General features: G+C 70.3%; 16 protein-coding genes and 1 pseudogene. 3 read left to right on the plus strand and 14 right to left on the minus strand.

The window, feature by feature from the left end; genetic code table 11:
• Positions 1–155: 155 nt before the first annotated feature.
• A pseudogene (gene arsM / locus GWK25_RS00455) lies at positions 156–914 on the minus strand (arsenite methyltransferase); the annotation flags it as partial.
• A gap of 114 nt (positions 915–1,028) precedes the next feature.
• Here arsM and GWK25_RS00460 point away from each other — a divergent pair.
• The gene (locus GWK25_RS00460; protein WP_215447809.1) at positions 1,029–1,406 is read left to right on the plus strand and encodes a helix-turn-helix transcriptional regulator; all 378 of its coding nucleotides are present in this window, start codon (positions 1,029–1,031) and stop codon (positions 1,404–1,406) included.
• Between the two features lie 61 nt (positions 1,407–1,467).
• On the opposite strand, the gene GWK25_RS00465 is transcribed toward GWK25_RS00460, so the two are convergent.
• The 4 genes from GWK25_RS00465 to GWK25_RS00480 form a co-directional block, all read right to left on the minus strand.
• On the minus strand, positions 1,468–3,156 hold the full coding sequence (locus GWK25_RS00465) for a methyltransferase (RefSeq protein WP_215447811.1): 1,689 nt from the start codon (positions 3,154–3,156) through the stop codon (positions 1,468–1,470).
• 63 nt (positions 3,157–3,219) lie between these two features.
• Positions 3,220–4,464, minus strand: coding sequence for a 4-hydroxybenzoate 3-monooxygenase (locus tag GWK25_RS00470; protein WP_215457108.1), 1,245 nt, complete (start codon positions 4,462–4,464; stop codon positions 3,220–3,222).
• Between the two features lie 341 nt (positions 4,465–4,805).
• On the minus strand, positions 4,806–5,378 hold the full coding sequence (locus tag GWK25_RS00475; protein WP_215447813.1) for a GNAT family N-acetyltransferase: 573 nt from the start codon (positions 5,376–5,378) through the stop codon (positions 4,806–4,808).
• Positions 5,375–5,995 carry a TetR/AcrR family transcriptional regulator gene (locus GWK25_RS00480; RefSeq protein WP_215447815.1) on the minus strand — a complete coding sequence of 207 codons (621 nt, stop codon included), beginning with the start codon at positions 5,993–5,995 and terminating at the stop codon, positions 5,375–5,377. Before GWK25_RS00480 ends, GWK25_RS00475 begins: the two co-directional genes overlap by 4 nt.
• 115 nt (positions 5,996–6,110) lie before the next feature.
• On the opposite strand from GWK25_RS00480, the gene GWK25_RS00485 reads away from it, so the two are divergent.
• On the plus strand, positions 6,111–7,022 hold the full coding sequence (locus GWK25_RS00485; RefSeq protein ID WP_215447817.1) for an alpha/beta fold hydrolase: 912 nt from the start codon (positions 6,111–6,113) through the stop codon (positions 7,020–7,022).
• A gap of 56 nt (positions 7,023–7,078) precedes the next feature.
• On the opposite strand, the gene GWK25_RS00490 is transcribed toward GWK25_RS00485, so the two are convergent.
• From GWK25_RS00490 to GWK25_RS00520, 9 genes are all read right to left on the minus strand, one after another.
• Positions 7,079–7,984 (minus strand): phosphorothioated DNA-binding restriction endonuclease, encoded by a 906-nt coding sequence (locus GWK25_RS00490; RefSeq protein ID WP_215447819.1) that lies wholly within the window; start codon positions 7,982–7,984, stop codon positions 7,079–7,081.
• 109 nt (positions 7,985–8,093) lie between these two features.
• Positions 8,094–8,465 carry a beta/gamma crystallin domain-containing protein gene (locus GWK25_RS00495; RefSeq protein ID WP_215447820.1) on the minus strand — a complete coding sequence of 124 codons (372 nt, stop codon included), beginning with the start codon at positions 8,463–8,465 and terminating at the stop codon, positions 8,094–8,096.
• Positions 8,466–8,549: 84 nt separating this feature from the next.
• Positions 8,550–8,915, minus strand: coding sequence for a beta/gamma crystallin domain-containing protein (locus tag GWK25_RS00500; RefSeq protein WP_184905965.1), 366 nt, complete (start codon positions 8,913–8,915; stop codon positions 8,550–8,552).
• A 186-nt stretch (positions 8,916–9,101) separates the two neighbouring features.
• A complete protein-coding gene (locus GWK25_RS00505; protein ID WP_308404135.1) occupies positions 9,102–9,419 on the minus strand; it encodes a toxin-antitoxin system, toxin component, PIN family protein in 318 nt (105 codons plus the stop codon).
• Positions 9,420–9,488: 69 nt separating this feature from the next.
• Positions 9,489–9,632, minus strand: a complete 144-nt coding sequence (locus GWK25_RS43090) for a DUF433 domain-containing protein (RefSeq protein WP_308404136.1) — start codon at positions 9,630–9,632, stop codon at positions 9,489–9,491.
• Positions 9,633–9,694: 62 nt separating this feature from the next.
• Complete coding sequence (locus GWK25_RS00510; RefSeq protein ID WP_251830806.1) at positions 9,695–10,144, minus strand: hypothetical protein; 450 nt, start codon at positions 10,142–10,144, stop codon at positions 9,695–9,697.
• Between the two features lie 85 nt (positions 10,145–10,229).
• Positions 10,230–11,192 carry a hypothetical protein gene (locus GWK25_RS00515; protein ID WP_215447822.1) on the minus strand — a complete coding sequence of 321 codons (963 nt, stop codon included), beginning with the start codon at positions 11,190–11,192 and terminating at the stop codon, positions 10,230–10,232.
• A 282-nt stretch (positions 11,193–11,474) separates the two neighbouring features.
• Positions 11,475–11,618, minus strand: coding sequence for a DUF397 domain-containing protein (locus GWK25_RS43095; protein ID WP_308404137.1), 144 nt, complete (start codon positions 11,616–11,618; stop codon positions 11,475–11,477).
• Positions 11,572–12,489 carry a helix-turn-helix transcriptional regulator gene (locus GWK25_RS00520; RefSeq protein ID WP_215457109.1) on the minus strand — a complete coding sequence of 306 codons (918 nt, stop codon included), beginning with the start codon at positions 12,487–12,489 and terminating at the stop codon, positions 11,572–11,574. Before GWK25_RS00520 ends, GWK25_RS43095 begins: the two co-directional genes overlap by 47 nt.
• Positions 12,490–12,665: 176 nt before the next feature.
• Between GWK25_RS00520 and GWK25_RS00525 the strand changes: the two genes are divergently transcribed.
• Positions 12,666–13,127, plus strand: coding sequence for an ATP-binding protein (locus GWK25_RS00525; protein WP_308404138.1), 462 nt, complete (start codon positions 12,666–12,668; stop codon positions 13,125–13,127).
• Positions 13,128–13,133: the final 6 nt, after the last annotated feature.

A 13,133-nucleotide genomic window follows, 5' to 3' on the forward strand; every position in this document is an offset into this window, starting at 1 on the left:
GGGGAGGCGGACCGTTCGCCCGGCGTGCAGCAGGCGGTCACCCCGCAGCACGTGTCGGCCGTCGCCGCGGTGGTCCCCGTGCCGCCTTCGGCCGTCGCCGCCGTGCTCCCCGTGCCGCCTTCGGCCGTCGCCGCCGTGCTCCCCGTGCCGCCTTCGGCGGGCTTCGTGGCGCGGACGACGGCGGAGTGCATGCCGTCGGCGACGAGGTGGGTCGGGGTGATCTCCACCCCGGTGAACCCGGCCGCCTCCAGACCCGCGCGGTACTCGGCGAACGACAGCGCGCCGGCGACACAGCCGACGTAGTCCCCGCGCTCGGCCCGCTGCGCCGGCGTCAGGGCGTCCTCGGCGACGACGTCCGTGACGCCGATCCGGCCGCCCGGCCGCAGGACGCGGAAGGTCTCGGCGAAGACGGCGGGCTTGTCCACGGACAGGTTGATGACGCAGTTGGAGATGACGACGTCGACGCTGTGCGCGGGCAGCGGGACCGCCTCGATCGTGCCCTTGAGGAACTCCACGTTCGTGGCGCCCGCCTTCCGCGCGTTGGCGTCGGCGAGGGCGAGCATCTCCTCGGTCATGTCCAGGCCGTACGCCCTGCCGGTGGGGCCGACACGGCGGGCGGAGAGCAGGACGTCGATGCCGCCGCCGGAACCGAGGTCCAGCACCCGCTCCCCGGCACGCAGCTCGGCCACGGCGATGGGGTTGCCGCAACCCAGGGAGGCGGCGACGGCCTCGGCGGGCAACGTGTCCTTCTCGTCGGCGGCGTAGAGGGCGGAGCCGAAGTTCTCGTCGACCTCGACCGGCTCGGGCCCGCAACACGCGGCGCCGCCCTCCGTGACACTCACGGCCGCGGCGGCGTAGCGCCTGCGGACGCTCTCCCGCAGCTCGCTGGACTCGCTCGTCGTTCCCTTCGTCATGTCGCTCATCATCTCGCTCCTCGGATGCGGGGCCAGGCATGGCCCGGAACTGGCTGTATTGAAGTCCGTTGATGCAAGCTTGCGCCTTGTATCGAAAAACGTCAACATAGAGGCATGTCGAAACAAGAGCTTGAGGTCATCGGGCAGGACGCCGCCTGCTGCCCGCCCGTGACCACCGCACCGCTGGACGACGAGCGCGCGGCGGAGCTGTCCAGGGTCTTCAAGGCCCTGGGGGACCCGGTCCGGCTGCGTCTGCTGTCGCTGATCGCCGCACGCGGGGAGTCCGGCGAAGTCTGCGTCTGCGAGCTGACCCCGGCCTTCGACCTCTCGCAGCCGACGATCTCCCACCACCTCAAGCTCCTGCGCCAGGCCGGTCTCATCGACTGCGAGCGGCGCGGCACCTGGGTGTACTACTGGGCGCTTCCGGCGGCTCTCGACCGGCTCGCCGCGTTCCTGGGGACACCGGCCGCCGCGGTGGCGGCGGCCCGGTGAGCGGCCGTGGGGCGGCGGGTCCTCGACGACGAAGACGTTGTTGTCGAACGCCTTCGCGAGATCACCGCACTCGGGCGTGGAGCACGTTCCCGTCCAGGGGCAGCGGGCTTCGGTCCACCAGGGCGAGGCCCGCGTCGGCGAACAGCCGGCCGTAGTGGTCGGCGCGCCGTTCGCGCCCGCCGACGTTGCACATCATGTGCAGATCCCAGGCGGTGGCCAGCGAGGCCGAACCGTCGGAGGGCAGGACGCGCTCGACGACGAGGAGAGCGGCGTGGTCGGGCATCGCGCGGGCGCAGTGGCGCAGGATCTCGCGGCAGCGCTCGTCGTCCCAGTCGTGCAGCACGCGCGAAAGGACGTAGACGTCACCACCCGCGGGCACGTCCGCGAAGTCTCCGGCCACGAAGGCGCACCGCGTGCCGTGCCCCGCCTCCGCGAGTCGGCGGCGGGCGGCCTCGACGGCGTGCGGACGCTCCAGCAGGACCCCCTTCAGACGGGGGTGCGCGGCGAGCACACGGCCCAGCAACTCCCCGATGCCGCCCGCCACATCGACCACCGTGCCCCCGCCCGGCGACTCGGCCGCGGCGGTGAGCACCGGATGCGCGGGCAGCGGGTCGAACATGGCGGAGCCGGCGGCCATGGACCGGTCGAAGAGTTCCGCCAGTTCGGGGTCGCGGGCGAAGTGGTCGAAGTGGTTCTCGCCGAAGAGGTGCTCGAAGGCGACCTCTCCGGTGCGCACGGTGTGCCCGAGCCCGGCGAAGGACCGGTAGAACGGGCCGCCGTACATCAGCGCCAGCGCCCGCATCGACCCCGGGGCGTCCGCCCGCAGCAGCGCGCCCGGCCCGGTGAGCCGGAAGCCGTCGCGGCCCTCCGCCACCACGCCCAGCATCACCAGGTAGCGCAGCAGCGTCGCCAGGTTCTCCGGCCGCGCGCCGACCTCCCGCGCCAGCTCCGTCACGTCGGTTCCCCGCTCGCCGTCCATCGCGTCGGCCACCCCGAGCTGCGCGAAGACGGTCAGCGCCTGGGTGGTCCACGCCCCGGTCAGCAGGCGCAGGAGCGTTTCGGCCGGCTGTCGTGCGCGGTGCTTGGAGAGGTGGTCGGCGAGCACGTCGCGGTGGTCGCCGCGGACGTACAGCTCCACGCGCCGGTACCCGGCCTTGGCTTCGGCGGGCGCGTCGAAGTAGAAGACGGTGCCGTTCTCGTGGGGGTTGTAGCCGCCGCCGTCCGGGGTGGCCCCGTACCGCGCGAAGGTCGCGCACAGGCCGCGCAGCACCAGCGGGTCGGGCGCCGTGACGTCGAAGGCGAGGTGGGTCTCGTGCTGCCGCTCCCGCTCGTGCGCGGCCAGCGTCTCCAGTCCTGATCCCGGCGGCACGGTCAGCGCGAACACCTCGACCGTCCGGTGCTCCCCGTCCGCCCCGACCACCGAGGGGCGCACGATGCCGATGTCCAGCTCGGCCACCGGCCGCCGATGCCGCAGCGCGAGCCGCTCGCGTACGACGACACTGGGCCTCGGAGGCGGGACCGCGCCGAGCCCGCAGTCGGTGAGCATGGCGCGCAACTCCGCCTCGTCGGAAGGGAAGACGAGCAGCGCGGCATGGGAGAAGCGGCAGCGCTCCGCGAGTGCCCGTAGCTCGGGACCGTCGAGGCCGGGCAGCAGCAGCGGGAGCAGTGCGGCGGTGTCCTGCTCCCTGACGAAGCCGACCGTCGCGCGCAGGCGGGACGTGTCGCTGTCGCCCGACAACGTCGTGATCATTACGGGGATCCTCATTCGGGGTGCGGAATTCGGGTGGGCGGGGGGAAGAAGAAAGGAAGGGGCTCATACGCCGACGTAGTGCTCGGCGAACCAGTCCTGCCGGGTGCGCGAGGTACGCAGCGACGCGAGGCGGGCGCGCCGCAGGGAGTTGTGGAACGAGAGCGTGCCGTCCATGCCGCGGCCGTCCGTGCCGTCGCCGTCGCCGTCGCCGTCGCTCTCGGTGTCGTGGCCGTCCGTGCCGTGGCCGTCGTTGCCGGACGGGCCGTGCAGCAGTCCGATCATCCAGTGCGAGAACTCCTGCGCACGCCAGATGTACGGCAGGCAGCGCGCGGAGTACGTGTCGAGCCCTTCGGAGTCGCCGTGCCGGAGCGCGTCGATCAGGGCGCGGGCGAGGAACTCCGCCTCCAGGACGGCGAGGTTGGCGCCCTTCGCGGCGGACGGGCTGATGAGTCCGGCGGCGTCGCCCACCAGGAACAGCGAACCGTGCCGCAGCGGTTCGAGCACGTCGGACTCCAGGTCGACGACGGCCCGCTGCACCACGGGGCCACGGTGCAGCGGGCCGTACTCCGCCGCCCGCATCCGCAGCTCCAGCTCGTCCCAGAGGCGTTCCTCGGACCAGGCGTCGGCCGGGGTCCCGCGCTCGCACTGCAGGTAGTACCGGGTGATCTCCCGGGTCCGTGCCATGTGCCCGGCGAAACCCCGCTCGTGCACCGCGTATCCGACGGCGTCCAGACTGGGCGGCGCCTCTGCGAGCAGTCCGAGCCAGGTCACACCGTGGTCCAGGTGGTGACGGCGTACGGAGCCGGCCGGCAGCGACCGGCGGGCCACGCCGTGCCGTCCGTCGCACCCCGCCACGTACCGCGCCTGCCACCGGCCGGGCCGCCCGTCCGCGTCGCGCACGGTCACCGAGGGCCGGTCCGTGTCGGCGTCGAGGACGTCGACGGCCTCGGTGGTGAACTCGACCCGTCCGCCGGAGGCCAGGAAACGCGTCAACAGGTCGGTGACCAAGCGCTGTTGGGGGTAGACCGTGTGCCGCTCACCGCGCCCGAGGCCGCTGTAGTCCAGCCGGAACCGGCCGTCCTCCGTGCGGAACTCGCAGGTGCTGTGGTCCTGTCCGTCCCGACGCAGCCCCTCGGCCAGCCCGTGCCGCTCCAGGATCCGCACGGTGTGCGCGGCCAGGAACCCGGCCCGCGCCCGCGTCTGGACGTGCGCGCGCTCGGCACGCTCCAGGAGGACGCAGTCGATCCCGCTGTCCTGTAGGAGATTGCCGAGCACGAGCCCGGCCGGACCGGCACCGAGGACGACCACATCGGCTGCTCGCCGGATCTTCCTATCTGTCACGGGAAGGGATATTAGGTGTCGGGAAGTTCCTTACCGGACGAAGATCACCTGAACGAGAAGACCACAAACCGTGACGTCGGGCCGGTCCCGTGGCACGTCTCGGTCATGCCGGACCCCGTGGAGGCCCAGTCCCCGCGCCCGACCCGAAAGACGAAGGATGACGGCGAAAGGCGACGGACGACGGCGGAAGGCGACGGGCGACGGCGGAAGGCGACGGGCGACGGGCGACGGCGGAAGGCGACGACGAACCACGGTGGAAGACGACGAACCACGGCTCACCGCCCGGGACTCCGCTCCCTTCGGCGCGGTCACCCGGGCGCGGGGCTCCCGTGCCAGGTGGCCGTGTTCGCTTGCCGGGCAAGGTAGATCCAGTCGAAGCCGTCGTATCCCTCGGTGTCGAGATGCTGTGCTCGGCTGAGTCCGGCACGTATCGCCACGCGCTGAGAAGCGACGTTGGCCGGTCGGACGCGGGCGATCAGCGGGAGGTCGGGCAGGTGACGGGATGCCCAGGTGGCGACCGCGGCCGCCGCTTCACCGGCGTAGCCCTGGCCCCAGGCCGAGGCGGCGAAACGGTAGAAGAGGTTCAGGACCGAATTCCCGTGCAGTTCCATGGGCTTGACTCCGCAGAATCCGAGCTGCTGGGCGGAGTCGTGGTGACGGACGACCCAGTACCCGTATCCGTGCCGCTGCCACTGATCGTCCCAACGCCGGTAGAGCGACTCCGCTTCCTCGAACCGGGCGAGCGCGTCGGACGGGTTGTGGGTACAGGTCCGCGGATCGCGGTGGACGGTGAAGATCGCGTCGATGTCGGCCGCGGTGGGGCGTCGCAGCGACAGCCGGGCGGTTCGCAGCTCCAGGGTTGATGGGCTCAGGTCACTCATGTCACGACCGCCTCACCGGTGCGGAAGATGCGGTTCAGGTGGTGATCCAGGACCTTGGTCGCGGACTCCGGGCTGCGTTGCCCGACGAGGATGCCGGTGCCGAGTCCGGCGGACATGGCGAGCAGGCCGGCCGCCTCCAACCGTGCGTCCACGCCGGGCTCGAGCAGTGCCGCTTCCTGCGCCTGCCGGAGGAGGTCGGCCAGGGCGTCCTCGGCGGCATCGGGGTTCTTGATGAAGGGCTGGGCCGCGAGCGCCGGGTCGTTCACGGCCAGAACCGCGTACGACGTGTACAGGTGGTGGAAGATGCGGCTCTCGTCGTCCGTCGGCAGCGCCGCCATCAGCAGCGCCTCGACAATCGCGCGCGGACCCGGACTGTTCCCGGCGGCCCGTACACGAGCGGAGACCCGCGCCGCGAATCTCTCCGCCAGCAGCTCGAGCCCGAAGAGCAGCAGCTTTTCCTTGGTCTGGAAGTAGTACTGCACCAGCCGCAGCGATACGCCCGCCTCGGCCGCCACATCGCGCATCCCGACGGCATGCAGTCCGCGTCGGCCGGCCACCCGGACCAGGGCCTCGGCGATCTCGGTGCGCCGTTCTGCGTGGTCCACGCGCTTGGGCATCGGCCGCTTCTCCGATCGTCGTTCCTGTCACGGCTCCCTCGGAGCCTCTTGATGATACAGCTGTACCAACTTCGTGGTACGTTCGTATCACAAAACCGAGACGCCGGAGGTGACCATGCCCGAGACGGCTGCCCGAACCCGGACCGACGTCGGCCGCTATGTGAGCGAGGCCTGGCGGGAGCGCTACTTCGCGGCCTGCGACGCGGTCTACGCGCTGGGGGCGCCCGCGCTCGCGGAAGAGGACGTGGAGACGTCCTTCGGCACCACGCACGTCTACCGCTACGGTGCCGAGAACCACGCTGCCCGAGCCCGCACCCCCGTCGTCCTGGTGCACGGGGCTGGCTCCTGCTCCGCCATGTGGTACCCGAACACCCCCGCCCTCAGCGCGGACCGGCCGGTCTACGCGATCGACACCCTGGGTGATCCCGGCCGCAGCGCGCAGCGCGAACCCGTCCACCAGCCCGAGCACGCGGCGCAGTGGCTGGACGAGACGCTCGCCGGGCTCGGGCTCGACCGCGTCCACCTCGTCGGCTCCTCCTACGGCGGCTGGCTCGCCCTGAACCAGGCGCATCGCAGGCCCGGTCGCCTCGCCTCGGTTACGTTGCTCGATCCCGGCGGCCTGGAGAAGGTGGGGCTGCGCTTCTTCGTCTGGATCTTCGCCAGCCTCTTCGCGACCTTCGCGCCCAAGGCGTTCCGCCCGCGGCTGGCCGCATGGCTCGAACAGCCGGTCCTCGTCGTACCGGAACTCCGCGCGATGATCCGAACGGCGGTTCGCGCCTACCGCATACGCCGCCCGGCACCGCTTCCCCTGTCCGAGGAGGAGCTGTCCACCATCCGGACCCCGCTCTATCTGGTGCTGGGCAAACGAAGCCTCCTCGTGCACCCGCAGCGGCAGGCGGAGCGTGTGCCACGCCTGATCCCCGGTGCCCGAGCGGAGATCATCTCCAGCACCGGCCATGGGCCGCAGATCGACCACGCGGAGGAGATCAACCGCAGGATGCTGCACTTCATGGCATCCGCCGACTGACCATGGCACACACCGGCCCGGGGGGAAGGGCGGGGCCGCGGTGTCGGTGAGTGCCGTCAGGCGGCTGTGGCGGGGCCGGTGGCGGGGCGCGGTGTGCCGCGGAAGACCTGGCTGATGTGCCAGTCGAGGTGGTCCGCCGCCACGGGGCGGACGCCCGGCTGCGGGCCCACCAGCGCCCGTCCCGCCAGGGCGATGACCTGCTCCCGGGCGGCGGGGCTGTGGCCGACGAAGTGCTGGGAGACGAGGACGCGGTGGTCGCCGTCGACTCCGAGGACGCCTTTGTCGAAGAGCTTGTGGTGGAGCGAGCACAGGCACAGCCCGTTGTCGACGTCGTCCGGTCCGCCCAGCGCCCACCAGCGCACATGGGCGGCCTCCAGCCCCACCGGGACCGGGCCGAGCCTGCCGTCGTAGCCGCAGAAGGCGCACCGGTACTCGTAGGCCGTGAGTACCAGTTCGCGCATGCGCCGGTCCCGCTGCTTGCGCACGGTCGAGAGGGGGACGGCCTCCGCCGGGTCCAGTTCCAGGCCGACGGCTTCGCACAACTCCCCGTGGACGGAGGGCGGGAAGTGCCGATCCAGCAGCAACCGCGTGACGCGCGGCAGCAGTTCCGGCTCGCTGCGCAACGCGGCGCCGAATTCCGCCGAGAGCCGACCGGTGGCGCCCGTCTCCCGGAGGTCGCGCACCCCGCTCCCGGGACTGCCGGGGCCGCGATCCGTACGGACCTCCCAGACGCCGTCACTGACCAGGTGGTGGAACGGGTAGGCGGGTGAGGTCCTGTGGGGCGGGCCGTACTCGATCAGCAGACGTTGGAGATCCTCCTCGACCGCGCTGTACCGAAGTTCGCCGTCGGGGTCCTGCTGGAACCGGCCGAGGGCGTGCAGAAGCAGCAGCGGCTTGTGCGGAGCGCGCGTCCCGTTCCTGGTCCACTGCCTCAGCTTCGCGACACGCTCCAGCCAGTCCATGGCCGCTGATCGTAGTGAGGCGTATGGGCCGGAGGCGAGGGCCACGGGTCGAGCGGGACGGCAACCGGGTCAGTGCGGGCAGGATCGCCGTCCCGTCGGTGCCGGTGGTTCAGAGGATCCTGAACTTGTCCATCCGCACGCCGCCCGGGTGGTTCGAGAAGGTGTAGACGGTGTTCTTCGCGATCGGTGTGTCGGGCTGCCACCTTCCGTCGCCGTACCACTGGACGCGGTTGTTGCCGGTGGAGATCCGGTGCAGCCACATGTTGGCGCCCGACATGTCCCACGTGCCGGCGTTGGCGACACACCAGTCGTAGGGGCCGCCGGAGTCGGTCGTGTGGACCGTGATCCGCAGGAATTCGCTAGGGCCGCACGGCACCGTGTTGATCGCGAACGCCTCCGTGGCCGTGACGGCGGTCAGGGAGGCGGTCAGGGCCAGGGTCGTCGTCGCGGCCAGAGCCGCCCGCTTGGCGATGTTTCTCATGGAATTCGACGCCTTTCAGAATTGTGGTCACCGGCCGGGCTTTTCGTGCTCGCCGGGCCTGCACTCGGGTAATTGCCGTGCGTTTCAGAGGATCTTGATCCAGGAAGCGCTCACCCCGCCGGGGTGATTCGGCCAGGTCATCACGTTCCACTTGTTGATTCCGTTGGCGGGCTGCCATGCCGCGTCCCCGAACCACTGGACGCGGTTGTTTCCGGTCGAGATGCGGGTGATCCACGAGTTGCCGGGCAGGGGAGCCGTTCCGGCGTTGGCGAAGCACACGTTGGTGTCGGAGCGACCGGGCTGGTGGTAGGTGACCTGCACGAAGTCGCTCCGGCCACAGCCGACCTCATTGATCGCGAACGCGTTCGTCGCGGTGAGGGCGGTCAGGGAGGCCGTCAGTGCCAGGGTCGTCGTCGCGGCCAGGGCCGCCCGCTTGGTGATGTCTTTCATGGAAATTCTTCACCCTCCGGAAGTCGACAGAATGTGACTCGGTCGACTGTTAAAACGGATCTACGGGGAAAGGGGTTGCTTCGCCGGAGCGGATTCTTCCGGCCTGCCCTTCGGGGCAACTCCGAGGGCAGAAAGGGCATCGGCCCGACACCGACCCTGAATGTTCCGGGTTCCTGCGTCAGCCCCTCACGGCCAGGTGCGCTCGATGCGGTCGTGCCGCACGGCGTAGGCCGCCGGCCCGCCCTTCTCGATCGCCCGGTGGATCGCGTTCCGGTTCATGGAGAGGCGATCGATCATCTCGGCGCTGCGAAGCTGCTGGTTGTCCAGACAGAACAGCACTGCCTCGCGTTCCAGGACCGGTCGGATCTCCAGGTCGCGGGTCTTGATCCGTCCGTCCTTCGACAGCGGAACCCAGGAGCGGTCGAGACCGTGCGCGATCCACTCCTCGTCCGGGATGTCCTGGCCGTCGTCCGGGAAGACGACCCGATGCGGTGAACCGTCCACCCGCAGGCTCTCAGGCCCTCTGCCACACGGCGACCGAGATTCCGGTCGAGGAAGAATTCGCGGGAGGACTCAGGCGACAAGGTGCACCACTGCCTGGCAGAGCGCGTCCACCTGCTCAGGCGTCATGTCGTAGTCGTAGGCGATGTCCTCGACGGTTTCCCCGGCCTCCCACAGGTCGGTGATCGCCTGGACCGTGACGCGGTTCGCGGCCACGACAGGGAGACCGTGGCCGAACCTCGGGTCGATCACTACGGGGACGGAGTCCGGGTACTGCCTCAGCCGCAGGCTGGAGGGGAAGTCCTCGCCCGGCTCCCAGGTGAGGTAGCGGAGATAGTCGGAGACGACTTCGTGGATGGGGACTTGGCCGTCGCGGGCACTGCGGAGATCCCCCAGCCGTGCTCGATGAAGATGTCCACCCCGTCCGTGGCGATTCTCTTGGAGACGAGGCCGTAGGGAGTGTCGAGAGCGTCCCGTACGGCGGCAGCCGCCTCCCTGATCTCGCTCATGCGGAGCCCCAGAGAACGGAGGGAACGCAGGGCGTGTGCCTCGGCCACCGCGATGAACGGCACCGAAGGCTGACCTTTCCGCACCGGCTCCACCTGGTGGACCAGTGGTGCTCCAGCGGCTTTGCCCTTCAGCCACGAGGTGAGGGTCGACTGAGGAATCTGAAGGTAGGAAGCCGTTTCCGTGGGCGTCAGAAGCCCGTCCGTGAACCTGTCGACCATGTCCCACCTCCTCTTGGCGTCAGATTTCGCATCGTGCCACACCAAGCCTCCCACCTGCGGGTCGACCGCACACCCGGCCACCGGCTCAGCCGGTGGCGGGGAGTTGGTTCCGGGAGCGGCAGTCCCGGCAGTGGCTGTGTCCCGCTGAGCGGAAGCCCCGGTCGCAGCCGTCGCAGTTCCGCATTTCCAGGATCACCGGGCGTTCTGGGGTTTGGGGACTTCCGGTCGCCGGTGCCGGTGCGGTCAGGGGTGTCTCCTTGAGCCGGTAGGCGAGGATGCCGGCCGGGCGGACGAGGAGGTCTGCCGGGAGGCGTGCGGTGAGGTGGTCGGTGATCTGGGTGGGCAGGAGGCCTGCCGTGAGCCACCGGGTGACGGCAGGGGCGAGGCGGGCGGCTTCCCGCTCGGACAGGACGAGACGGGGGTCGACCCGGCGGAGGCCGGCGAGTACGGCGATGGCTCGGGGGTCGGCGTCGGAGAGCGGAGCCGGTGCCTCTGGCTTGGACTCGGTCTCGGTCTCGGTCTGTGTTTCCGGCTCCGCTGCCTGGTCCGTCTTCTCCTCCGCCTGTACGGGCGTCTCCACTGTGTCCCGCACGGCCCCGGACGCGGACGCGGGTGCGGGCGTGGCCTCGGCGGGCTGCTTTCGGGGGTGACGAGGCTTGGGCGGCCTGGGAGATCCGCCGGGATCCGGGTCGGGCTTGCCGCCGGGTACGTCGTAGAAGTACGTCCGGGTGCGGACCTGCCCGGTGGGTGTTCGCTCGCGGCGGCGTTGCAGGTATCCGGCCTCCTCCAGTTCCCTGAGCGCTCGCGAGATGAGGATCTCGCCCTCGTCGAAGTGCGCGCACAGGGCGGTGATGCTCACGGGGGTTCCGGTGGGCAGGGAGGAGATGTAGGTCGCGACGCCGATCGTGACCGCGCTGCCGCCTCGCTGGGCGAGGGAGTTGGAGATCACGGTGAAGTCGGCCGTCAGCCGGGTGCGTACGTGGATCACGCCGGAGGTGGGTACTCCGGCGTCGGCGCGCAGGCGCGCGTTAGACTGCGAGTCAGCCATCGGGAAGTGTGCTCTTCCTGATCGGTCAGGCCCTCGTTCGGGATGCCAGTCCCGGCCGGGGGCCGAAGTCTTTGTGCGGTTGTCGCGGCGAACGTAACCGTCCGCATCCTCCGCCTGCAAGCCGGTCACCCGGACGGGTGACGCGGGCCTCGCGGCCAGGGAGGGTGGGTGGGCGGGTAGTTCTTTCCCCCGGTTCTTTGGGGAGGTCAGTGGCCCGCCGGACCCTCGCGGACAAGGGCCCGGTGAGCCCGGAAGACGGACGGCGACCAGTACCCGGCCGCCTCAGGGGCGGTGCCGGTGCGCGGCCTTCAACTCGCCTATGAAGGCAGCCCAGGAGGCGGCTTCGAAGCACAGCGCCGGACCGTACGGGACCTTGCTGTCACGGACCGGGACGACGGCCTCCCGGAACCCGTCGGCCACCTCCACGCAGTCGCCCCCCGCCTGATTGCTGTAACTGCTCCTGCGCCAAGCGGCGCCGTTCAGATCGAGAGGGGAGATTCGAGCCACGGTAGTTGCCCTCCATCGTGGACCGGATCATGTCGATTGACATGACCGGGGGCAGGGCTGCCGCCCGCAGCCGATCGTAAATCACCTTGTAGCGGCTGACGTTGGCTGGTTCCTCGATCAATTGGCCATAGTCCGAACCCTCTGTGTAGGCCACTTCTGAGCCGTCCGGCAGGGTCAGGATCGTCAGCGAGCCGCCCATGGCCTCATGCCCACCTTGGTCGAACGGCAGTGCCTGCACAGCGATGTGACGTTCCGTGGCAGCGTCGAGCAGTCGCGCCAACTGCTTCCGCATCACGGCATGGCCACCGATCGGACGCCTCAGTACCGCCTCGTCCAGGATCACGCACAGCTCCGGCCGCCCGGGGGAACTCAGCCTCTCCTGCCGCCCCATACGGGCTGTGACTCGCTCATCCAACTGTTCCTCGCCGTCCAGCAGAGCGTCCAAGCTGAGAACAGCCCGCGCATAGTCCTCGGTCTGCAACAGACCCGGCACCACATGTGCCGCGTACTGCCGGATGACCACCGCCCGCGCCGAGTACTCCATGAACTTGCGCGACCAGTCCGGAAACGCCTCCCGGTACACGTACGGCCACAAATCCACCAACAGGTCGTCCGCGCCGAGGGCCGCGTCCAGCGCCCGCGCCAGCTCCAGCGTCGGCTTCGCTCCGGACGCCCGCTCGATCTGGGTGATCCGCGTGCTCACCACGTGCGTCCGGTCGCCGAGCTCGGCTTGCGTCAGTCCGGCCGCCGTGCGGAGCCTGCGCACCCGCGCGCCGAACAGCGCCGCCATCGACGAGCTGGGATCAATTCCGTTGGCCAAAGCGTCACTTCCGTTCCTTACGGACTGAAAAGTAAGGCTGCGTCACCTGTCGAGCGTAGGGCGATCGGACGACTCTTGGACACGGAACGTGACGAATCGCGTACGCCGCGAGAAGTCTCAGCTCGACAGACAAGGACAGGCCAGCCGTGCTGACAGCAACGACCACCCCGGCAGACGAACCAGGACTCCCCGTGGTCGCCCAGCGGTTCGTCTCCTCCCCGCGAGGTGCGCGGCTTGCCCGGCACCTCGCCGTCAGGCGCATGGAGGAGTGGGGCTACCCGGCCGCGTCCGACGTGTCGTGCAGCGTCGCTCTCGTCGTCGCCGAACTCGCCGCCAACGCCGTACGGCACGGCCGGGTCCCCGGACGGGACTTCGGTCTCCGGCTTGCCCTCGACCTGGCGGCGGGCCTGGTCCGTATCGAGGTCGCCGACGCCGCCTCCGCGAAGCGACCACGCACGGCCTCGCCCTCGTCGTACCCCGAGGGCGAGTCCGGCCGAGGGCTGCTGCTGGTGGACGTCCTGGCCGCGCGCTGGGGATCGGAGCCTCGACGCCCGGTGGGCAAGACGGTGTGGGCGGAGGTACGCCTTGAGGCGTCAACTCACATGTAGATGACT

The organism is Streptomyces sp. ATCC 21386, from assembly GCF_018728545.1.
Taxonomy (GTDB): Bacteria; Actinomycetota; Actinomycetes; order Streptomycetales; family Streptomycetaceae; genus Streptomyces.